Source organism: Streptomyces sp. NBC_01635, assembly GCF_045209715.1.
GTDB classification, from domain to species: Bacteria; Actinomycetota; Actinomycetes; order Streptomycetales; family Streptomycetaceae; genus Streptomyces; species Streptomyces hirsutus.
In genome coordinates, this window is record NZ_CP109277.1 from 3304925 (window position 1) to 3324224 (window position 19300).

25 protein-coding genes, 1 tRNA gene and 3 pseudogenes are annotated in these 19300 nt (G+C 68.8%); 22 read left to right on the top strand and 7 right to left on the bottom strand.

Annotated features, from left to right (window positions below; genetic code table 11):
- Positions 1 to 3: 3 nt before the first annotated feature.
- Together ettA and OHB56_RS15470 are read right to left on the bottom strand one after the other, a co-directional pair.
- On the bottom strand, positions 4 to 1668 hold the full coding sequence (gene ettA, locus OHB56_RS15465) for an energy-dependent translational throttle protein EttA (protein ID WP_406353865.1): 1665 nt from the start codon (positions 1666 to 1668) through the stop codon (positions 4 to 6).
- 1051 nt (positions 1669 to 2719) lie between these two features.
- Positions 2720 to 3475, bottom strand: a complete 756-nt coding sequence (locus tag OHB56_RS15470) for a GntR family transcriptional regulator (RefSeq protein WP_406353867.1) — start codon at positions 3473 to 3475, stop codon at positions 2720 to 2722.
- 79 nt (positions 3476 to 3554) lie between these two features.
- Here OHB56_RS15470 and OHB56_RS15475 point away from each other — a divergent pair, with 79 nt between their 5' ends.
- From OHB56_RS15475 to OHB56_RS15500, 6 genes are read left to right on the top strand one after another with little or no spacing between them, the layout of a single operon-like run.
- Positions 3555 to 3833 (top strand): hypothetical protein, encoded by a 279-nt coding sequence (locus tag OHB56_RS15475; RefSeq protein ID WP_406353869.1) that lies wholly within the window; start codon positions 3555 to 3557, stop codon positions 3831 to 3833.
- A gap of 12 nt (positions 3834 to 3845) precedes the next feature.
- Positions 3846 to 4142, top strand: a complete 297-nt coding sequence (locus OHB56_RS15480) for a hypothetical protein (protein WP_406353871.1) — start codon at positions 3846 to 3848, stop codon at positions 4140 to 4142.
- The gene (locus OHB56_RS15485; protein ID WP_406353873.1) at positions 4142 to 4345 is read left to right on the top strand and encodes a hypothetical protein; all 204 of its coding nucleotides are present in this window, start codon (positions 4142 to 4144) and stop codon (positions 4343 to 4345) included. Before OHB56_RS15480 ends, OHB56_RS15485 begins: the two co-directional genes overlap by 1 nt.
- Positions 4342 to 4611, top strand: a complete 270-nt coding sequence (locus OHB56_RS15490; RefSeq protein ID WP_406353875.1) for a hypothetical protein — start codon at positions 4342 to 4344, stop codon at positions 4609 to 4611. Before OHB56_RS15485 ends, OHB56_RS15490 begins: the two co-directional genes overlap by 4 nt.
- Complete coding sequence (locus OHB56_RS15495) at positions 4580 to 5311, top strand: GntR family transcriptional regulator (protein ID WP_406353877.1); 732 nt, start codon at positions 4580 to 4582, stop codon at positions 5309 to 5311. The genes OHB56_RS15490 and OHB56_RS15495 overlap by 32 nt, the downstream gene beginning before the upstream one ends.
- Positions 5308 to 5598, top strand: coding sequence for a hypothetical protein (locus OHB56_RS15500; RefSeq protein ID WP_406353879.1), 291 nt, complete (start codon positions 5308 to 5310; stop codon positions 5596 to 5598). Before OHB56_RS15495 ends, OHB56_RS15500 begins: the two co-directional genes overlap by 4 nt.
- Positions 5599 to 5915: 317 nt before the next feature.
- Here OHB56_RS15500 and OHB56_RS15505 read toward each other — a convergent pair whose 3' ends face one another.
- A complete protein-coding gene (locus tag OHB56_RS15505) occupies positions 5916 to 6143 on the bottom strand; it encodes a hypothetical protein (protein ID WP_406353881.1) in 228 nt (75 codons plus the stop codon).
- A 458-nt stretch (positions 6144 to 6601) separates the two neighbouring features.
- Between OHB56_RS15505 and OHB56_RS15510 the strand changes: the two genes are divergently transcribed.
- The 14 genes and pseudogenes from OHB56_RS15510 to OHB56_RS15575 all read left to right on the top strand — a co-directional run bounded on the left by OHB56_RS15510 (position 6602) and on the right by OHB56_RS15575 (position 15732).
- The gene (locus OHB56_RS15510; protein ID WP_406353883.1) at positions 6602 to 7402 is read left to right on the top strand and encodes a DUF4365 domain-containing protein; all 801 of its coding nucleotides are present in this window, start codon (positions 6602 to 6604) and stop codon (positions 7400 to 7402) included.
- 396 nt (positions 7403 to 7798) lie between these two features.
- Entirely contained in the window at positions 7799 to 8230 is a 432-nt protein-coding gene (locus tag OHB56_RS15515) for a hypothetical protein (protein WP_240497545.1), read from the top strand.
- A gap of 348 nt (positions 8231 to 8578) precedes the next feature.
- Positions 8579 to 8848: a transposase gene (locus OHB56_RS15520; protein ID WP_406353885.1), complete on the top strand. Its 270-nt coding sequence runs from the start codon at positions 8579 to 8581 to the stop codon at positions 8846 to 8848.
- Positions 8796 to 9836 (top strand): annotated as a pseudogene (locus tag OHB56_RS15525) (FtsK/SpoIIIE domain-containing protein); the annotation flags it as partial. The gene OHB56_RS15520 and the pseudogene OHB56_RS15525, both read left to right, overlap by 53 nt.
- 18 nt (positions 9837 to 9854) lie before the next feature.
- On the top strand, positions 9855 to 10550 hold the full coding sequence (locus OHB56_RS15530) for a DUF2637 domain-containing protein (RefSeq protein ID WP_406353887.1): 696 nt from the start codon (positions 9855 to 9857) through the stop codon (positions 10548 to 10550).
- Between the two features lie 21 nt (positions 10551 to 10571).
- Positions 10572 to 10763 carry a mobile element transfer protein gene (locus OHB56_RS15535; protein WP_406353888.1) on the top strand — a complete coding sequence of 64 codons (192 nt, stop codon included), beginning with the start codon at positions 10572 to 10574 and terminating at the stop codon, positions 10761 to 10763.
- 12 nt (positions 10764 to 10775) lie between these two features.
- Positions 10776 to 10931 (top strand): hypothetical protein, encoded by a 156-nt coding sequence (locus tag OHB56_RS15540; protein ID WP_384211650.1) that lies wholly within the window; start codon positions 10776 to 10778, stop codon positions 10929 to 10931.
- 21 nt (positions 10932 to 10952) lie between these two features.
- On the top strand, positions 10953 to 11270 hold the full coding sequence (locus OHB56_RS15545) for a SpdD-like protein (protein ID WP_406353890.1): 318 nt from the start codon (positions 10953 to 10955) through the stop codon (positions 11268 to 11270).
- A gap of 92 nt (positions 11271 to 11362) precedes the next feature.
- A complete protein-coding gene (locus tag OHB56_RS15550; protein WP_406353892.1) occupies positions 11363 to 11545 on the top strand; it encodes a hypothetical protein in 183 nt (60 codons plus the stop codon).
- Positions 11546 to 11550: 5 nt separating this feature from the next.
- Positions 11551 to 11793 carry a hypothetical protein gene (locus OHB56_RS15555; RefSeq protein WP_406353894.1) on the top strand — a complete coding sequence of 81 codons (243 nt, stop codon included), beginning with the start codon at positions 11551 to 11553 and terminating at the stop codon, positions 11791 to 11793.
- Positions 11790 to 13178 (top strand): replication initiator protein RepSA, encoded by a 1389-nt coding sequence (repSA, locus tag OHB56_RS15560; RefSeq protein ID WP_406353896.1) that lies wholly within the window; start codon positions 11790 to 11792, stop codon positions 13176 to 13178. Before OHB56_RS15555 ends, repSA begins: the two co-directional genes overlap by 4 nt.
- 2 nt (positions 13179 to 13180) lie before the next feature.
- The gene (locus OHB56_RS15565) at positions 13181 to 13378 is read left to right on the top strand and encodes a helix-turn-helix domain-containing protein (RefSeq protein ID WP_280869734.1); all 198 of its coding nucleotides are present in this window, start codon (positions 13181 to 13183) and stop codon (positions 13376 to 13378) included.
- Positions 13378 to 14639, top strand: a pseudogene (locus OHB56_RS15570) (tyrosine-type recombinase/integrase). The gene OHB56_RS15565 and the pseudogene OHB56_RS15570 overlap by 1 nt, the downstream one beginning before the upstream one ends.
- 334 nt (positions 14640 to 14973) lie before the next feature.
- The gene (locus OHB56_RS15575) at positions 14974 to 15732 is read left to right on the top strand and encodes a DUF6928 family protein (protein ID WP_406353898.1); all 759 of its coding nucleotides are present in this window, start codon (positions 14974 to 14976) and stop codon (positions 15730 to 15732) included.
- A 180-nt stretch (positions 15733 to 15912) separates the two neighbouring features.
- On the opposite strand, the gene OHB56_RS15580 is transcribed toward OHB56_RS15575, so the two are convergent.
- The 3 genes and pseudogenes from OHB56_RS15580 to OHB56_RS15590 all read right to left on the bottom strand — a co-directional run.
- Positions 15913 to 16086: a hypothetical protein gene (locus OHB56_RS15580; RefSeq protein WP_406353900.1), complete on the bottom strand. Its 174-nt coding sequence runs from the start codon at positions 16084 to 16086 to the stop codon at positions 15913 to 15915.
- 97 nt (positions 16087 to 16183) lie between these two features.
- The gene (locus tag OHB56_RS15585) at positions 16184 to 16600 is read right to left on the bottom strand and encodes a hypothetical protein (protein ID WP_406359322.1); all 417 of its coding nucleotides are present in this window, start codon (positions 16598 to 16600) and stop codon (positions 16184 to 16186) included.
- A 108-nt stretch (positions 16601 to 16708) separates the two neighbouring features.
- A pseudogene (locus OHB56_RS15590) lies at positions 16709 to 16976 on the bottom strand (NUDIX hydrolase); the annotation flags it as partial.
- Here OHB56_RS15590 and OHB56_RS15595 point away from each other — a divergent pair.
- On the top strand, positions 16939 to 17337 hold the full coding sequence (locus OHB56_RS15595; RefSeq protein WP_406359076.1) for a tyrosine-type recombinase/integrase: 399 nt from the start codon (positions 16939 to 16941) through the stop codon (positions 17335 to 17337). The pseudogene OHB56_RS15590 and the gene OHB56_RS15595 overlap by 38 nt on opposite strands.
- Here OHB56_RS15595 and OHB56_RS15600 read toward each other — a convergent pair.
- Positions 17296 to 17371, bottom strand: a tRNA-Arg gene (locus OHB56_RS15600). The two genes, OHB56_RS15595 and OHB56_RS15600, sit on opposite strands and share 42 nt — an antisense overlap.
- A gap of 321 nt (positions 17372 to 17692) precedes the next feature.
- Between OHB56_RS15600 and OHB56_RS15605 the strand changes: the two genes are divergently transcribed.
- Entirely contained in the window at positions 17693 to 19297 is a 1605-nt protein-coding gene (locus tag OHB56_RS15605) for a dynamin family protein (RefSeq protein WP_326752807.1), read from the top strand.
- Positions 19298 to 19300 lie beyond the last annotated feature (3 nt).

Genomic DNA, 19300 nt, shown 5'->3' on the forward strand with positions numbered 1-19300 from the left:
AGATCAGCCCCGGGTCAGCTTCTTGTAGGTGGCGCGGTGCGGCCGCGTGGCGTCCGCACCGAGCCGCTCGATCTTGTTCTTCTCGTACGAATCGAAGTTGCCCTCGAACCAGAACCACTTGGACTCGCCCTCGTAGGCGAGGATGTGCGTGGCGACGCGGTCCAGGAACCACCGGTCGTGGGAGATGACCACGGCGCACCCGGGGAACTCCAGCAGCGCGTTCTCCAGGCTGCTGAGGGTCTCGACGTCGAGGTCGTTGGTCGGTTCGTCGAGGAGCAGCAGGTTGCCGCCCTGCTTGAGGGTGAGCGCGAGGTTCAGCCGGTTGCGCTCACCGCCGGAGAGGACACCGGCAGGCTTCTGCTGGTCCGGGCCCTTGAACCCGAAGGCGGAGACGTACGCCCGCGAGGGCATCTCGACCTGGCCCACGTTGATGTAGTCGAGCTCGTCCGACACGACCGCCCACAGCGTCTTCTTGGGGTCGATGTTGGCGCGGTTCTGGTCCACGTAGGAGATCTTGACGGTGTCGCCGACCTTGATCGACCCGGAGTCGGGCTCCTCGAGGCCCTGGATCATCTTGAACAGCGTGGTCTTGCCCGCGCCGTTCGGACCGATGATCCCGACGATGCCGTTGCGCGGCAGCGTGAAGCTGAGGTCGTCGATCAGCAGCTTCTCGTCGAAGCCCTTGCTGAGGTTGTTCACCTCGACGACGATGCTGCCCAGCCGCGGACCCGGGGGGATCTGGATCTCCTCGAAGTCCAGCTTCCGCATCTTGTCGGCCTCGGCGGCCATCTCCTCGTACCGGGCGAGACGGGCCTTGGACTTGGCCTGGCGTCCCTTGGCGTTGGAGCGGACCCACTCGAGCTCGTCCCTGAGGCGCTTCTGCCGCTTGACGTCCTTGGCGCCCTCGACCTTGAGGCGGGTGGCCTTGGTCTCGAGGTACTTGGAGTAGTTGCCCTCGTAGCCGTGCAGCCGGCCGCGGTCGACCTCGCAGATCCACCCGGCGACGTTGTCCAGGAAGTACCGGTCGTGGGTGACGGCGACGACGGTGCCCTCGTACTTGGCGAGGTGCTGCTCGAGCCAGTTCACCGACTCGGCGTCGAGGTGGTTGGTGGGCTCGTCGAGGAGCAGCAGGTCGGGCGCCTCAAGCAGCAGCTTGCAGAGCGCGACGCGGCGCTTCTCACCACCGGAGAGGTTGGCGACGGGCCAGTCGCCGGGCGGGCAGCCCAGGGCGTCCATGGCCTGCTCGAGCTGGGCGTCGAGGTCCCAGGCGTTGGAGTGGTCGAGCTGCTCCTGCAGCTTGCCCATCTCGTCCATGAGCTCGTCGGTGTACTCGGTCGCCATCTGTTCGGCGATCTCGTTGAACCGGTCGAGCTTGCCCTTGATCTCGGCGACACCCTCCTGGACGTTCTCCAGGACGGTTTTCTCCTCGTTCAGCGGGGGCTCCTGGAGCAGGATGCCCACCGTGTAACCGGGGGTGAGGAAGGCGTCGCCGTTGGACGGCTGTTCCAGCCCCGCCATGATCTTCAGAACGGTCGACTTACCGGCACCGTTCGGGCCGACGACACCGATCTTCGCCCCCGGAAGGAAGCTCAGGGTGACATCGTCGAGGATCACCTTGTCGCCGTGCGCTTTGCGCGCCTTGCGCATGGTGTAAATGAACTCAGCCAAGAGAAACCGTCCGGCAGCTTGAAACTGGCAGTGGGCAGATACACCCCATCTTGCCCGACCGCCACCCCCAGGGGGAAACCCATCCGATCGGGGGGCGCTGACCTGGGGTTTCATTGCTGGTGGCCGTGGCTCGACTGTCACTGTCGGTCGCCGTTGGTCGGCCTCGGGCAGCCTCGCACGGCCCACAGACGGCCCAGGGCAGAGAGTGTCACTCCCCCGCCACACCGGGCTATCGTGCCGCCGCGACAAGCACAGCGGAGCGCCCCACAACCGTTCATTGGCCTCTGACCAAGCGGCTGCGCGCTGGCTCTTCCAGTTGCCGTTGGGGTGTGCTCAGCGCTTTCTGGAGGAGTGGGTGGGGCCCGTTCTTCCAGGAGGAGCGCACCATGGCGCAACCGGTAAGCCGGCCAACGATCAGCGCTGAGCAGTTCCGCCGAGTGTGTGACGAGATTAGGAGCACGGCGGCGCCCGAGATGGACGCTCAGTCCATCCGGGACTGTGCTCTGCGCATCGTGCAGACCCTGGGCCTGGCGCTATCCACGGATGATCTAAGCGGGCTCCTCGCCGGACTCATGATCCCTAGTGCGGCCCCACCACCTGAGAGCCCTCGGTACACCCGAGAGCCCATCCTGGACATGCCTGACGAACGGCCAGGAGAAGATGAAGGTCCGGTTAGGTAGGCCGGGCCTTCACGACCACGAAGCACGACCCACGCGACGATGCCACTGTCCTGTGGCTGGACTGGCCCGGGCCGTGAGCACCTCGGCCGGCACTTCGGCGAACGTCGGCCGACGATCTCGAAAACCGTCGTGGCAGCGATGTCACCGTGGGTTCAAATCCCACCGCCTCCGCTCTGAGAGCAGTGTGAACGGCCCCTGACCTGGGAAGTTGGTCGGGGGTCGTTCGCATGCCCGGACTCCGTGGCTGCCCGGTGTTCCCCGTGGTTTCCTGCTCGATCGGGCACGGAAGGGGCACGGAGGGGGCACGCGCGGACGACGGCATGGGGGCATGGGCAACGGGCGCCGGAGTCGGCCGATTACCGGGTTACCGGCTATCGACTGATCGGGATCTCGTAGACGATCTCGCAGAGGGCGGCGGGCACCACGATGTCCGCGGTCTCCACGGGCTGCCCCTGGTCGCTGTAGTAGGTCCGCCGGATGTGCGTGACGAGTGAGCCCTTCTGGATGCCCAGAAGTGAAGCCTCCTCGGCGGTCGCGTGCCGGGGCTCGGGCTGCTCCACGGCGTGGCTGACGGTGATGCCGATCTCGGCCATGCGGTTCACGACGCCTGTCCCGGCGTGCGGCCCGCCTTCGGGGAGGACGACGAGGGTGCCGGCGGTGAGGTCGTACGGTTCCCAGCTCGTCGACAGCTGCACCGGCCTGCCGTCGGCCAGGAACTCGTACGCGGTGCGGACGCACAGCTCCCCCTCGGCGATGCCGAGACGCGCCGTGATCTCCGCCGGTGCCGGGACCTTGGCGTCGGTCCGGCTCTCCCAATCTCCTTGCCTGCCCACGGCCTTCATGTCCGCGCGGAACGGGGAGCCGTCGGGCTGCTCGCGCGCTGAGGAACGGACCACTCGGACGCGCTTCCGGGGCTCGGCGACGTAGGTGCCGGAACCGGCGCGACCTTCCAGCACGCCTTGGGAGATCAGCAGCTCCTGTGCGCGGCGGACCACGTTGTCACCCACGCCGCACTCCTGGGCGATCTGGGCGCGGGAGGGGAGCCGGTCCCCTGGCGTCCACTCGTGCTCCGCGATCCGCCGCCGTAGTTCGTCGGCGATGCGGAGATAGGGCGGCTGCTCAGACATATGGAAAATCTAGTCCACTAGCTCTAATCTAGTTAACTAACTTCACTCAAAGTGATCGCCGGTGACCGGAGGATGCCCTGTGCCTGCTTCAGAGGTGAGCGCGGAGGCCATCGCCGCCCGGTTATCGGCCGTCGGGCTCGCCACCCGTGTGGAGGAGCGCGACGACTGCACGGCCATCGAGGCGGAGGTGCCGGAACCCCTCTCCGCCGCGTCATGGCGGGAGGTCCTGGAAGCGGTGGCGCAGGCCGACCGCTTCGGCCTCCTCGCCACCAGCTCGAACGACCGCACTCTCTGGGCGGTCGTACGCAAAACGGTCCCCGCGACGGGCGATGTCGGGGGACCGGACCATCAGCGATAGGAGCTGAACAGCGTGTTCAATCGTATCCGCCGTACCGCCTCGCGCATCAGCGCGCGGCACCCCCACAAGGGCCGACACCGCCGCCCCGCACAGCCCGCCCGGCCATTGGCCGCATCGCCCGTGATCGTCCATGGCGCACCGCTGCTCCTGAGCCACGGCCGACACCACACCGGCGTGCTCATCGGCGAGGAGACCGCACTCGTCCGCCCGTACGTGCTGGCCAGTGAGGCACGTGCACGGCACCGCTCGACCGCCGTACCCTGCCCGCCCTTCGCCGGTCCCTGGTTCGTCCCGGCCGGTGACCACTGATGCCGCCTCGCCAACAGCCCCACACCACACGGGCGGAAGCCGACTCCTACCGGTCGAGCTCCTGCCGGATCGGCACGCACCACGCCTGCGCGGAGTCCTCCCCAGCCACCGCACCGGTCGACGTACCGGTGATCTACGAGTCCTGCGACTGCTCGTGCCACACGATCGCCAACCGTGAAGTACCGACGGAGGCGGCGCGGTGAGGGGAGGAACACCCAGCGGCGCGGTGCTCTCCCCCGTCGAGATCACCACGGCCAGCGTGCAGCGCGGCGACGTCATCCAGGTTGGAGGCCGGCAGTGCCGGGTGACCGACATCTTCCAACTGCCCGGTGGAGCCAAACGACTTGTGTTCGACTCGGGCGAGTTGCTGACCATGCACACGAGGACCCGGCTCATCGCCCTGCGGCTCCTGAGAGTGCGAGGCGGTGATCCCTCCCATGCCCTCGCGTCGCGACGCCATCGCCGATGACCTCCGAGACCGGATCGCCACAGGCCGGCTCAAGCCCGGCGAACGCCTCCCTTCCGAGTCCCACCTCGCCGCGCAATACAGGGTCAGCACACCAACGCTCCGAAACGCTCTCGCCGTACTCCAAGGGGAAGGCCTCGTCGAAAAGGCCCACGGCAAGGGGAACTTCGTTCGTCGCCCCCTCCGCAGAATCACATACGTCGGAGGAGGACAAACCCCCGACGGACAGACCGCCGCTGACACCGCTCTCAGCGTCACCGTCCACACCACCCGGATCCGGGCCCGCGGACATCTGGCGACCCTGCTGAAGGTGCCGGCCAGTAGCCCGCTGACCGAGTTCCTCTGCCTCAGCCACGAGGGCGAGAGACCACACAGCCTGGCCCGCATCTACGTCCCCTGCGACCTGGCGCCGGCCGCCGCGCTCCGCGAGCCGCTCCTGTACGAGGGGGTGACGACGTGGCTGACACAGCTACACCCGCCGCCGGCTGAAGTGCGGGAGAGGGTCAGCGTCCGACTCCCGACACCGGAGGAGGCATCCACCCTTCGGATCAGCTCTGCCCTGGCGGTCCTCACCATCACACGCCAGACGGCCGACACCGCCGGACGCGTGGTCGAGGCCGCGCTCCTGGTGCTGCCGGGGGACCGCGCCGACGCGATGTTCACCACTCACCACATGATCGACGAGAAGGAGACGGAAGAGTGACGACGTCACACGAGCTGCGGCTCCTCCCATGGACGGGGCCCGACGGCAAGCCCTGCTTCCTCAGCACCGATGACAGCGACAGCTACCTGTCCCGCCTGGCCGACAACCTCGAATCGGTACAACTCGGCATGGCGACCACGCTGCTGGACCAGGCGCTGGACATGCTCGCCGACACCGATACGGAGCCGGACGACCTGCGCCTCCTGGCGAAGGACCTGACCGGAGCCCTGAGAGACACCCTCCGCGTAGCAACCAGCCGCGGCCACCGCCTGACAACGCATGAATAGCCGGTCCACTGATCACCGGTCCCGCTGACCAGCGAGACCGAAGAAGCCCACGGCTCTGACCACTTCGGACGCCGTGGGCTTCTGTTGTTGTCGGTCGGCGTCGGCTGACCTTGAATGGCCCAGAGACGGCCCCGGAACTACAAGCCGGGGCATCGCTTGAGGGACGCTGACCACCTCGATGCGAACTACGGGCACGAAGTTCGCTGAGGTCTCCCGAGCTGGTCACGGGGGCGGGATCGGTTCAGGACGGTCGGCTGCGGTTGCCACAGTTGCTGTACTTCTCTGCTGTACCGCAGCCGGCGCCCCTGAACGAGAGGTCAGCTCGGGTGTGAGCGAGTCAACGCCCGCTGGAGGTCCAGCTTCGGCTTCATGGCCTCCGCCAACATCTGCTGGAGGTCCAGCTTCGACCCGATTGAGCCAACGAGGATCCGCTGATCGTCTGCCGCCGGCGCAGTCATCTGCGCCAATACAACGCTGTACGGGACGCTTTCGGAGCGGGTGAGCTTCCGAGCCTTCTTCTGAGCTGTGCTCTGCTTCTTGGGCACGGCACTTTCCTTCCCACGGGCCCCATGCATCCGTCAGACTTTTTGCCGTGTCCGAACAGGATCGAAGAGCACGGGCCCCGAGAGGCCTTGGCCGTCGTAGCCATCCGCGGCATGGGCGCGTGGCAGCGGCTCGGGCGGTGCGTGTCCAGCCCTGCAACGATGAACGCATGACGCACCATTAGTTGTCAAGCCCCACAGAGACTCTGAACTTCCTCAACTCTGCTTCACTGATCGGCACCTGCGCCGGTACCCGAAGCACCGTCTCTGAGCAGGGGAAGAGCCGTCATCGACTGTCGTCATCTGTCGTCGTCGGCCGTCCTCGGACGGCCCAGAGACGGCCCAGCGCGGTCTGTGGCCTGAGCCCGTTGATTGTCACGGTGCCCCTGGTGTCAACGGTCCATAGCTAGCTAACTGACCGTATGTCACCCAAGCGCCCTCGGTCACACCTAAAAGCGGACATGTCCATCGTGAAAATGCAGGAAGCATTTACCTTACAGGGGTGGACCGTCGAGGTGCTCGGTAAGGATTACGGCGAAGACCTGTTAGTTCGTATCTTCGAGGATGGAGAGGCAACTCCTTACACATTTTACGTGCAAGCGAAATCCGTAGAAACGTTGTCTCGGTTCGTCAAGAAGAAGGGTGGGCACCTCAGATACCCAGTAAATTTTGATCACCTTCAGCATTGGCGTGAATTCTGGGATCCTGTTTTTCTTATCGTCTGGGACAGGGAAACAGGCGCTGTCGCTTGGGACATGGTCCAGGAGCCTTCTCTACCCATAGATACCTCGGGAAAGAAGGCAAAGATCCTGATTCCGCGAGCGAACACGTTCGACCTTCGAGGGCTGGAGCGGATACGCGCAAAAACCCTCGCTCGTCATAGGCGCTTCAGTAGGGAGCGGGAGGGCTCAGAGGTCCTGCTCGGCGTGCTCTCTAGCTCGATGAACGTCGAGGTGAGCTACAACCCACAGTCGGGAATCTTGGTTCTGGAGCACGAAGACGGCAGCATTGAGGTTTCCCTCTTCGGGCGTCTCGGGAGGGTAGCTGAATTGATTCGTGAGAGCCGCAAGACAACGCTTGAAAACGCCTTGGAGGTAGCCCTTCAAACGCTTAGCGATATCATCGACTCTATCGAGAGTGGGAAGCCGCACGAGGTAGAGATGCCGGATGGAACGACGCTCACATGTCGTACGGTGGATGAATTGAACCAGTACCTTGACAGTTTGGGAGAGATTGAGGAGTCAGGCGAGCCTTGCGCATAACCTAGGTCGGCGGAGTCTCAATGGCCCAGTCAAGCAAGTGGGCGCCGTCCATCAGTAGGTCAGCGCCCGTACCGGGGGCCGGCTTTGAGATCTGGCCTCATCCTTATCAGGTCGATCACGTCGGATGGGCGTACTGCGTCAAGCGCCCTCTGGTTTGGATAGCTGGTCCGCTGAGGTTCAGTCCTGACCGCCGCCGTTCGCCCCTGTTGGTGTCAGCTACTGGTGTCGGGCGCCAGTAGCCGAAGGTCACCGGCCAGTGCGGCAGGAGTCCACGGCCCCTCATGGCGGGTTGCGGTCGCGGTGCCGAGGGATCGCGGTGATCCTGTCAGGGAAGCGTGGCTGGCGTCGCATGGGCGTTGTGCGTCGGTGAGCGCGCTGTACAGGAAGGTGACGGCTATGGCAGCGATGCCGAACGAGACACGAAGAGGGCACGGGGGGCCGGACAGCAGCGAAAGGCTCAGCGGCGCGTCCCTGTTCGCCGGGGCCGTGATGATGCTCAGCGGGCCCCTCAGCATTCTCATGGGGGCGTCCGGCATCGCAGGGGACAACTTGTTCGCCGCTTCCCAGTACGCCTATCGGTTCGACCTAACCGCTTGGGGCTGGATTCACATCGTGGTCGGACTGGCACTCGTCATTGCCGGCATGGGGGTCGTGACAAACAAGAGCTGGGGTCGCGGGGCTGGTGCAGTGGCGGCAGGGATCAGCCTGATCACCCAGTTCATGTTCGTTCCGTACTACCCGCTGTGGGCCATCCCCATGATGGCACTTGACCTTCTGATCATCTTTGCGCTGACGAGGTTCCACGTCGGAACCAACGGCGGTTGGTGACACACCTCAGCCCACCACTCTCCCCAGCTCCCATCCCGTCCGCCGTCGACCCACACACCGTGGAGCGGGCGTGGTTCCTGGCGTCCAGGTGGAGCGCGCCACTGTACGAACGACTGTGAGGATGATCGTGGCACCGCTCGGCGGCCTGACCCACCGAACGATTGACGCTTGGGGCTGTCCTTTCCAGGAATCGTCGGCCGGCTGGGCGGTGCCGCTCTGCACGCGGCCGGTCGGGCGCCTGTGACCTCATAGGAGCCCGGCCAAAGGTCCCATCACAGTCTTGTCCTGGCGTCCGACCGGCCGCGTGCGATCCCTCGCGCCTCGCACGGAAGGACAGCAGTACCCGGCATGGCAGATCAGATCGTGGTGGTCGGCGGCGTGGACACCCACACCGACTTCCACCAGGCGGCGGTGATTGACACCATCGGCCGGCACCTGGCCACCGCTCCGTTCCCCACCACCCCCGACGGCTACCGCCGCCTGCTGGAGTGGATGCGCTCGCACGGTGACGTGCTCACCGTCGGGGTCGAGGGGACCGGCGCCTACGGTTCCGAACTGGCCCGGTTCCTCCGATCGGCTGCGGCACTCCTTCGGGATGTACGGCGTCACCTCCCGTGAGCTGCGCTCCGGCGTCGTCGAGGTGCGGATGACCGGCTACGACGTGCTCCAGCGGGTGCAGATGCCGACGCAGGTCGACGACACCCGGCCGATGCGGGTTCCGGTTGCCCTGCGCGAGGACGGCTCCGTGCACTTTCGCGACTACCGGGCCGTGCCCCACGCCCTGACGCTCGGGGCGACGGAGTCCGGCAAGTCGGTCTATCAGCGCAACCTGGTGGCCGGGCTCGCCCCGCTGGATGTCGCGTTGGTGGGCATCGACTGCAAGCAGGGGGTGGAGCTGTTCCCGCTGGCCCGCCGGTTCTCCGCGCTGGCCGACACCCCGGATACCTCCGCCGAGGTCCTCGATGCCCTGGTGGCGCACATGGAGGACGTCTACCGGCTCATCCGCGCCCACCAGTCCATCAGCCTGAGCGTGCCGGATGCCGAGATCGCCGCCGACATTTGGGACCTGCCCGCCGACCTGCGGCCCGTCCCGATCGTCGTCCTGGTCGACGAGGTCGCCGAACTCGCGCTGTTCGCCAGCAAGGAGCAGGAGAAGCGGCGGGACCGGATCATCACCGCCCTGGTCCGGCTGGCCCAGCTCGGCCGCGCCGCCGGGATCTATCTGGAGATCTGCGGGCAGCGCTTCGGCTCCGAACTCGGCAAGGGCATCACCATGCTCCGCGCCCAGCTCACCGGCCGGACCGCGCACCGCGTCAACGACGAGACCAGCGCCAACATGGCCTTCGGCGACATCTCCCCGGATGCCGTGCTGGCCGCGATCACGATTCCCGCCGAAGCGCGCGGGGTCGCCATCGCCGGGGACTCCACCGGCGGCTGGCACCGCATCCGCGCCCCGCGCACCTCGCTGCGGCAGGCCGTGAACCTCTGCAACAAGCACGCCGACCGCACCCCGGACCTGCCCGGCCTGGAAGCCTTCCGCCCTGCCCCGGGCCCCGTGAAGCCGGTCACCGCCCCGGCTGTCGAGTCCGCCCCGGCCGCCGCCTGAGCCGGAAGGAGAAGCCTCATGCCCCGCTCCGCCCTGCGTGTGGATGCCGTCCTCGTTCAGGCCGTCATTGCCGGTGCCCTGTCCTTCGCCCACCTGCACGACCTGGCCGCCGCCGCCGGACAGGACGGCTGGAAGGCCTGGGCCTACCCGGTCTCCGTCGACCTGCTGCTGGTCGCCGCCTGGCGTCGGCTGCGCACCGACGGGCCGTCCCGGCTGGCCTGGTGCTGGTTCCTGATCGCCCTGGTCGCCTCGCTCGGCGCCAACGTGGCCACCGCCGGACTCCTCAACCTCGGCGACGTCCCGGCCTGGCTGCGCATCCTCGTCGCCGCCTGGCCCGCGCTGGCCTTCATGGGCGGCACCCTGCTTGCCCACTCACCCGCCGGGCACACCCCGGATCGGCCGGCACCCTCCGCCCCCGATTCGGACTCGGTGCCCGAGGTGGAGCGCGAACCGGTCGCCGCCGCTGAGCCGGACCCGGCGCCCGAACCCGTGACCGTCCCGGCGCCCGAGGAGCCTCCGGCCCTGCCCACGGCCGAACCGGCTCCGACCCCGCCTCCGGCGGTGCCGGTCCCGGCCGCGCTGGTCGACCACGCCCGCAAGGTCGCCGACGACCACCACACCCGCACCGGCACCCGCATCGACACCGACGCCCTCCGCGCCCGCCTCGGCGTCCCCGCCCCCATGGCCGACGCCATCGCCGCCCAACTCCCCTGATCCGAAAGGAGACGACTCTCCATGCCCGCCCGCGACTTCTTTCACTCCGTGATGCGGATCGGCCCGGTGCAGATCGGCACCCACCGCGACCGCCACGGCACCACCAAGCACGCCGCCGTCTGCAGCTCCGACGGCTGCGGCTGGTCCGCCGACTACTCCAGCCGGTCCGCCGCCCAGCTCGCCGCCCGCACCCACCGCTGCCACGTCCGCTAGGAGGCCACCGTCATGGACGTCCCGCTCTGGTTCGCCCTGCTCTGCGTCGGAGTCCTCGGCGTCAAGCTCATCCGCCCGCCGCTGTGGCTGGTCCTGGTGCTGCTGCTCGGCGGCTACCTCCTCGCCGACAGCCTCCTGTCCCCGGTCATCGACACCGCCGTCAAGTAACCCCGCGAAAGGAGAAACACCGTGTTCCGGCCCAAGCTCCCGACCATGCCCCAGCCCACCGGCCTGGTCACCCCTCCCGCCGTCGTCGAGCCGACCACTATCACCCCGACCGCCCCGACCCCGCCGACGGTTCCGGTCGCCCCGGCCGCGGCCCGGCCCGCGGTCCAGCTCACCCCCGGTACCGCGCTCGCCCTCGTCGGCGGCGGCACCGCCGTGGTCCTGGTCGTCGGCGCCGTCCTGGTCTCCATGCTCCTGGCGGTCGCCCTCACCGGCGCCTCGCTCGCCGTCTGCGCCCTGGTGATCCGCTCCCTGATCACCACCGACAACCGGCGCCGCTGACGGCCCCCGGGGCGGCTCTCTCGCCAAAGAACCGCCGCCCCGGGCGCCTACCCACCTTCCAGACCCAAACGACCCGAAAGGCAAGGCCCATCATGGCCCAGCACACCCCGACCGCGCGGATCTGCCGCGACTGCAACGGCTTCGCCACCGTCGCCATCACCACCGGCACCCGCCACACCGACGGCACCCGCGCCACCCTCCGCGTCACCTGCCCGACCTGCCAGGGCACCGGCCACACCACCCCCGCCACCGGCCTCGTCCGGGCCGGGAGGTGACCGCGGTGCAGACCATCACCACCTCGGCGCACCTGGAGCCGGACACCACCAGCCGCGTCAGCGTGTTCGACACCACGTCCGGCGGTGAAGGCTTCGTCAGCCTCCGCATCGGCGGCGACTCCATCGAAATCGCGCTCCTCGCCCGCCCCGGCACCGCCGACGCCCTGCGCGCCCTGGCCCGTGCCGCCACCGAAGCCGCCTCCGCGCTCGACCGGCTCACCGGACCCACCTCGGACGGTGCCGCGTGACCGACACCGCCACCCCGCCGGGCCTGGACCCGGTCACCCTCGGCGATCTGCTGCGGGTGGCCGGGGCCCCCGGCTTCGACCGCTGGCAAGACCAGATCCGCCGCACCGGCGGCTGCGCCGACCCCATCCACCTGACCGGCTGGACCCTGACCAAGGACAAGACCACCGGCCAGAACCTGCACCACTACACCACCGAGCACGAGCCGGGCGGACGGCTCCGCGTCGCCTGCGGCAACCGCCGCGCCTCCCGCTGCCCGGCCTGCGCCTGGACCTACGCGGGCGACACCTACCACCTCATCCGCGCCGGCCTGGCCGGGGACGACCGCCGCGACATCCCCGCCACCGTCCGCGACCACCCGCGGGTGTTCGCCACCCTCACCGCGCCCTCGTTCGGCCGCGTGCACAACCGGCCCGACCACGGCATCTGCCGCTGCGGGGCTCGCCACGCCCCGGACGCCCCGGAGCTGGGTACCGCCCTCGACCCGGCCACGTACGACTATGCGGGCGCCGTGCTGTTCAACAACTACGCCGGGCAGCTGTGGCAGCGCTTCACCAATCGGCTCCGCCGCGAGGTCGCCGCCCGGGCCGGCCTCACCCAACGCGAGCTGAAGGAGTCGGCCCGGCTGTCGTACGGCAAGGTCGCCGAGTTCCAGAAACGCGGCGCCGTGCATTTCCATGCCGTGATCCGCCTCGACGGACCCGACGGGCCGGACACCACGCCCCCGTCCTGGGCCACGGTCGGCCTGCTCGCCGACGCGATCCGGGCCGCCGCCGCGCATTCGTACACCTCGGTCTCCGTCCCGGCCGCCGACGACCAGCCCGCCCGCACCTTTCGGTGGGGCACCCAGCTCGACGTCCGGCCGGTCAAGGCGTTCGGCGACGGCTCCGACCTCACCGAGCAGGCGGTCGCCTCCTACGTGGCCAAGTACGCCACCAAGGCCGCCGAGAACACCGGCACCCTGGACCGGCGCATCGGTGAGCTGTCCGAACTCGACCGCCACGGCGTGCCCGACCACACCCGCCGCCTGATCACCGCCTGCCGCGATCTCGACCCGCTCTATCCCGACCGGCGGCTGTGGGCCTGGGCGCACATGCTCGGCTTCCGCGGCCACTTCTCCTCCAAGTCCCGCCGCTACTCCACCACCCTGGGCGCCCTCCGCCAGACCCGCGCCGACTACCGCACCGCCCAGGAACACGCTGCCCTCGGCCTGGGCGATGCCGAGCCGGACAGCGTCCTGGTCCTGGCCGACTGGCAGTACGCCGGACACGGCCACACCCCCGGTGAATCCGTCCTCGCCGCCACCATCGCCCGCGATCTCCAGCTCAACCGCGAAACCGCCCGCGAAGCCCTACGCGACCAACTCGCCGACGAAAGGGAGTGCTGACCATGGCCTCAGAGCTGCCGAACCGGTTCCTGACCCCTGAGGACCTGGTCGAGATGTTCGAGCTGCCCAGTGTCGAGACGGTCTACCAGTGGCGCCGCAAGCGCACCGGTCCCCGCGGCTTCCGCGTCGGCCGGCACCTCCGCTTCGACCCGAACGACGTGCGGGCCTGGGTCGACTCCCAGATCGGGGAGGCTGCCTGATGGCCGGGCATGTCCAAGACCGCTGGTACCGGACCGAGGTCGGCCCGGACGGCAAGACCCGCAAGGTCAAGACCGACCGGCACGGCCTCGGCATGCGTTACCGCGCCCGCTACATCGGCCCGGACGGCACGGAGAAGTCGAAGAGCTTCCCCGACAAGCAAAAGCGCTTGGCCGACACCTGGTTGACCAACATCGAAGCGGACATGGCACGCGGGCAGTACATCGACCCAAGAGCAGCACGGGTCACCTTCCGCGAGTACACAGATCGCTGGCTCGCCGCCCTCACCACCGATCTCACCAGCCGGGCCGCCGTGGAAGGCAGGCTGCGCCTTCACGCTCTGCCGTACCTCGGCACGCGCCCCATCGGCTCGTTCCAGCCCGAGCACATCCGCGACTGGAACCGCCAGCTCGAAGAGCCGTGGCGTCCGCCCAGTACCGGCGACTCATCTTCGACGCGGTCTCCTCCGTGCTCAACGCGGCCGTGGATGACCGTCTCCTGGCCTCGAACCCCTGCCGGGCTCGATCGGTCAAGGCACCTCGCCCTGCGCCGTCACGCGTGCATCCGTGGACCGCTGAGCAGGTCTTCGGCGTGCGCGCTGGGCTCCCCGAGCGATATCGGGCCATGGTCGACCTGGGCGCCGGATGCGGACTGCGACAGGGCGAGGTCTTCGGCCTGGCCGTCGACAACATCGGTGACCTCGGCTGGCTCTACGTCCGCCAGCAAGTCAAGAAGGTGCGCGGAACACTGGTCTTCGCTCCGCCCAAGCGCGGCAAGCTCCGTGACGTCCCCCTCGACCCTGAGGTATCGGCGGCACTCCGCGAGCACATGGCGGCCTTCCCGCCCGTCGACGTGACGTTGCCCTGGCTGACCCCGACCGGCCCCAAGGTCACTCACCGACTCCTCTTCACGAGCAGCATCGGCTCGGCCATCTGGAGTCAGGGCTTCAACGACCAGGCGTGGAAGCCCGCCCTCGCATCCGCCGGCATCATCCCGGCCCCCGAGAAGGGCAACCGCTACGCCGCCGCCCGCGAACACGGCATGCACGCCCTGAGGCACTTCTACGCCTCGGTCCTCCTGGACGCCGGGGAGAGCATCAAGGCCCTGAGCCTCTACCTCGGCCACAGCGACCCGGGCTTCACCCTCCGCGTCTACACGCACCTCATGCCGTCCAGCGAGACCCGGACCCGGAAAGCCATCTCCGCGATGTACCGGGCCGCCGGTCACGCTCACGACGGCCCAGAGACGGCCCAAGCCGCCTGACACGGCCCCTCATCGGCAGGAAAACCGCTGGTGAGGGGCCTTTTCATGCCCTCTCGCGGCAAGTAACACCCCATCTTGCCGCACCGCCACCCTTTGGAGGAAACGCGTTCCGTCCGAGGCCTTTGAACTGGGGCTTCGTCGGTCGTGACCGGGGCTTCGCCGGTCGATGTCGTGGCTCGTCCGTCACTGTCGGTCGCCACCGGTCGGCGTCGGGGGGCCTCGGTCGGCCCGGAGACGGCCCGACCGGGCAGGCAGGCAGGCCGAGCGACCTTCCTTGTCAGTGCACGCGGCTAAGGTGCGCCCATCATCAGGTGCAACGCCTTGGGGAGGGGTTTTGGGAGCCAGGACGGGGCTGCTGGTGTACGCCGACGGCGACGTGCCGGAGTTGCTGCGGCGAGTGGGGGCTGCGGACCTTGATCGGACGGTCGCCATGATGCGGCGGCTCCACCCGGGCCGGGAGATCGAGCGGTGCGGGGGCTCGAACCTCTGGGACGGCGTGTACCCGCCGGAGGGGACGGTGTGCGCAGCGAGCCGGCCGGGCGTGGAGGTCATCGGTGATCAGGAAGTGATGCTCGACGCTCCTTCCCAGCTCCCGGAGCACCTCGTGGCGGCGAGTACCGGCCGACGGCTGGTCCTGCACGCCATGCACAGTGTCGTCGACTGGCTGGCGTTCGCCGTCTGGGAGGACGGACGCCTCGTCCGCTCCCTGAGCCTGTCGCCGGACAGCGGGATCATCGAGAACATCGGCGAACCGCTCCCTTTCGAACTGCCCTACTGGGCCGGGGACCGCCCGGCGGACATCCTCCCCTGGCCCGGCGAGGAGGAAGAGCCGTACGCCCTGCCCTTCCACCCCCTGGACCTGGGCGAGGACGCGCTGCGGACGCTCTGCGGATTCATCCAGGAGGGCCTCCCCCGGCCCGACGACGTCGACGCGGACGCCATCGAGCTGTACGGATTCCACGTGCGGGACCCGCACGGGCCGGCTCCCGCAGAGCAGGAAGCGGAGCTGCGCAGAGCCGTGGAAGCCATGGCCCCGCCGCGCTTCTCCACACTGAGCCCCGACGGCTCACTGATCGAGCGCGACGGCCCCTGACGCACGGCCTCTTCGTCCCGAAGCGGCTCGGCGGGCGCTCGGCCTCGGGGCGGTGTGCCTCTCACCCGCTGCGATGATCCGCAGGTGTGCGCGTTGGTGCACGGCTGTACGCCGGCACCGTCACTCAGTCGCACACTCGGCAGCGCTCAGCGCCCCTCCCCGCCCGACGTCCGCGGCACCTCACCGGTTGCAAGCGGCAACGACGCCCAGGACCACGAGAGCCAGGAAGAACGCGGCAAAGCAGCCGCCCACCGCACTCTCGACTTCCCCGACGGTCCCTTCGGGCTTCGGACGTGACTTCTCGTAGTCCTGCATTCCCCGCGCTACGGCACGCCTGATCTCGTCTTCGTTCACTTGCACCACTCCCGTAGCCCAGAGGCTCGCCCCGAATCGGTCGACCGAAGCCGTGGAGCCCGACCGCCCCAGCTGCAGACATTCGGCTTTGTACCTGTCAGGTGAGGCTTTCCAGGCCGAGCTTGGCCAGTCGCGAGCGAACAGCGCTGGGCTTGCGGCCGAACTGCTTCCCGAGGGCGTCGAAGTCACGCTCTCCTTGCTGATAGAGCGCAAGGAGACGAGCGTCGTCCTCCGGTGACCAGGAATGGCCCATCTGCGGATAGCGCGCACGCAACTCTTCCGGCGACTCCCGCCTCCTGCCGGGATCGCCCTGAGGGCAGACGGACTCGACGATGTCCAGCGGGAACTCTCCGACGTGGACGCCTGCGAGCCAGAGGTTCAGGTGGCCGTCGTCGAACGTGATCCGGTCGGCCTGGACAGTGACCGCTCGTCGAAGGACGTCGCTGTCGTTCGGGTCTTGGTGGTAGTCGGTGAAGGTGAGACGGAACGCTGTGCGCACGGTGGATTCCCCCATGGGGTCATCCTGATGCGACCGTCGCGTATGCGGAAGATCGTTTCTCGCCCTTGCCCGCTGCACGCTCCCACGCCGTGCGTGGGGCCTGGATGAAGCAGGGAAGTCTTGTCCCGCCGAATTCAACTGCTTGCCGTCGTGGCTTCGTACGAGGGGACCGTGGCCGTCCAAGGCGTCCAGAACGCCTGATCGCGCAGACCTCGGACATGCGCTCGCCGACCTCGTCGGGCGTGAGTCAGGAGACGGCTGTCGACTCGTTCGCTGTGTGTTCGGTGCCGCCGGAGGGCTCGCAGCGGAAGACCAGGGCCACGACGCCTCGGGGCGTGCTCTTGTGGACGCCGGTGAGTTCGCCGACCTCGACGTGGGCGCCCGTCTCCTCGCCGCGGAACCTGAACCGGCGCTTCTCCCCGATCCGCGAGCGGCTGGGCCCGGAGGTCCGGTTCCACGACCTCCGGCACACCTGCGTGACGCTGCTGCCCAATCTCGGCATCCCGCCGCGTATCGTCCGCGACATCGTGGGGCACAGCGCGCCGGATGTGACGATGGCCATCTGCGCGCCACGCCGGCAGGACGGAGAAGCGGACCGCCCCGGACCGGCTGGGGAGCCTGCCGGCCGCCGAGTGACGTCGCCGTCGGCCTTGCCGTCGGAGACACGAAACGCCCTGGAGGGGAGGGCCCCTCTGGGGCGTTCTGGCTGGTGGCGCCCCCGGCAGGACTCGAACCTGCGGCCAAGCGCTTAGAAGGCGCCTGCTCTATCCACTGAGCTACGGGGGCCGGGTGTGGTGGCCTCTGTCATGGTGCCCGGGTGTCCCCGGTCCCTGACGTTGCCGGGGACAAGGATAGGGCTCCCGCGTCCTTGCCCTGGTCGCCTCGCCTCCGCGGCTCGATGTGGAGGTTCGGTGAAGCGGTCCCGATAATCGCAGGCGGGTACGAATCCTGCACCGATTTTGACCCCTCGCGCATCGGGTGTTGTGCACTCGTTATGCCTGGGCTGTGCACGCGCCCCAGTCGTCCCTTCCATCCGCTTGTGTTCGATCGGCGCGCAGACATGGTCATATGCTTCAGAATTCCCATGAAATTGGGCATTCTTCACATGTGGTGACCTTGGACGTACGGCCTCAGCTGCTCGACGCACTCTCCGCCCTGCGGGACCGTGTCGCCGCCGCACGCTTCCCGCTGCCTGTGGCGGGGGCTTCACGCGCGCGTGCCAACCGCGACGAACTGCTCGCACAGCTCGACGACTACCTGGTGCCCCGCCTGAGAGAGCCCCAGGCACCGCTGCTCGCCGTCGTAGGGGGGTCCACCGGGGCCGGCAAGTCCACCCTGGTGAACTCACTCGTGGGGCGGCGCGTCAGCGAGGCGGGCGTGCTGCGGCCGACGACCCGGACCCCGGTGCTCGTCTGCCACCCCGAGGACCACCACTGGTTCAGCGGGATGCGCGTACTGCCCGACCTCACGCGCGTGTGGGGCCCTCGGCGGGAGCTCGACGACCTGCTGCTCCCGGGAGAGAACCCGGCGCGCGTCCTGCGCATCGAGACCGCCGACAGCGTCCCGCCCGGCCTCGCCCTGCTCGACGCCCCCGACATCGACTCCCTAGTCGCCGACAACCGCGTCCTCGCCGCCGAACTCATCTGCGCCGCGGACATCTGGATCATGGTCACCACCGCCGCCCGCTACGCCGACGCCGTGCCCTGGCACATGCTGCGCGCCGCCAAGGAGTACGACGTCAGCCTGGTGACCGTTCTGGACCGGGTGCCCCACCAGGTCGTGTCCGAGGTGTCCCGGCAGTACGGCGCCCTCCTCACCAAGGCCGGACTCGGTCACGTACCGCGCTTCACCGTGCCCGAGTTGCCCGAGTCGGCCTGGGGCGGCGGGCTCCTGCCGGCCTCCGCCGTGGCGTCGCTGCGGACCTGGCTCGTCCACCAGACGCAGGACCCCGCCGCCCGCGCGCACGTCATGGCGCGCACCGCCCACGGCATCCTCGACTCCCTCAACTCCCGCATGCCGGAACTCGCCGGCGCCGCCGCCGCGCAGCACGCCGCCGCGCTGCGGCTCACCTCCGCCGTCGAGGGGGCGTACGACAAGGAGCACGCGCGCCTGCGCGGCCGGCTGCAGGCCGGAACCGTACTCGCCGGCGACGCGCTCAAGCGGTGGCGCGCCTTCCCGCTCGACTGCACGCCCAGTGAGCTCCTCGACACTCTGGTGGAGGGCCTGGGCGCCCTGCTGCTGTGCGCCGTCACCGCCGCCGACGAGCGGGTCGACACCGCCTGGCGGCGCGAACCGGCCTCGAAGTCACCGGATTTCGCCGACCGTGACGGGGCGACGGAGAGCGTCGAACACCGGATCGGGCTGGCCGTACGGCGGTGGCGGCGCGAGCTGGAGGAGTACGCCGAGGAAGAGGTCCGCGAGCTCGACCGCGGTGCCGCCCTCGATCCCGAGACGGTCGCCGCCCTGGTCGCCACGGCGCTGCTGAGCGGGCGCCGGGCGCGGACCGCGGGGGAGAAGCTCGCCCAACGGATCGGCGCGCACGGGGCGGTGCGGCTGCGCGACCGGAGCGGGCGGCTGCTCATCGACTACGTGAACCGGGTCATGCACGCCGAACGCGAACGCCGGCTCGCGCCGCTCGACGCGCTCGAGGTGCACCCGGAGCCCCAGGCCGAACTCATCGCCGCGTTGTCCGTACTGCAGAAGGAGAGGTGACCG

What these genes read in the sequence shown, in the direction of transcription:
- OHB56_RS15485 (WP_406353873.1), top strand. Translation starts at nt 4,142, where the DNA reads ATGCCGCCTCGCCAACAGCCCCACACCACACGGGCGGAAGCCGACTCC.
- OHB56_RS15540 (WP_384211650.1), top strand. Translation starts at nt 10,776, where the DNA reads ATGGACGTCCCGCTCTGGTTCGCCCTGCTCTGCGTCGGAGTCCTCGGC.
- OHB56_RS15565 (WP_280869734.1), top strand. Translation starts at nt 13,181, where the DNA reads ATGGCCTCAGAGCTGCCGAACCGGTTCCTGACCCCTGAGGACCTGGTC.
- OHB56_RS15550 (WP_406353892.1), top strand. Translation starts at nt 11,363, where the DNA reads ATGGCCCAGCACACCCCGACCGCGCGGATCTGCCGCGACTGCAACGGC.
- OHB56_RS15510 (WP_406353883.1), top strand. Translation starts at nt 6,602, where the DNA reads ATGTCCATCGTGAAAATGCAGGAAGCATTTACCTTACAGGGGTGGACC.
- OHB56_RS15585 (WP_406359322.1), bottom strand. Translation starts at nt 16,600, where the DNA reads ATGGGGGAATCCACCGTGCGCACAGCGTTCCGTCTCACCTTCACCGAC.
- OHB56_RS15515 (WP_240497545.1), top strand. Translation starts at nt 7,799, where the DNA reads ATGGCAGCGATGCCGAACGAGACACGAAGAGGGCACGGGGGGCCGGAC.
- OHB56_RS15535 (WP_406353888.1), top strand. Translation starts at nt 10,572, where the DNA reads ATGCCCGCCCGCGACTTCTTTCACTCCGTGATGCGGATCGGCCCGGTG.
- OHB56_RS15495 (WP_406353877.1), top strand. Translation starts at nt 4,580, where the DNA reads ATGCCCTCGCGTCGCGACGCCATCGCCGATGACCTCCGAGACCGGATC.
- OHB56_RS15520 (WP_406353885.1), top strand. Translation starts at nt 8,579, where the DNA reads ATGGCAGATCAGATCGTGGTGGTCGGCGGCGTGGACACCCACACCGAC.
- OHB56_RS15470 (WP_406353867.1), bottom strand. Translation starts at nt 3,475, where the DNA reads ATGTCTGAGCAGCCGCCCTATCTCCGCATCGCCGACGAACTACGGCGG.
- OHB56_RS15530 (WP_406353887.1), top strand. Translation starts at nt 9,855, where the DNA reads ATGCCCCGCTCCGCCCTGCGTGTGGATGCCGTCCTCGTTCAGGCCGTC.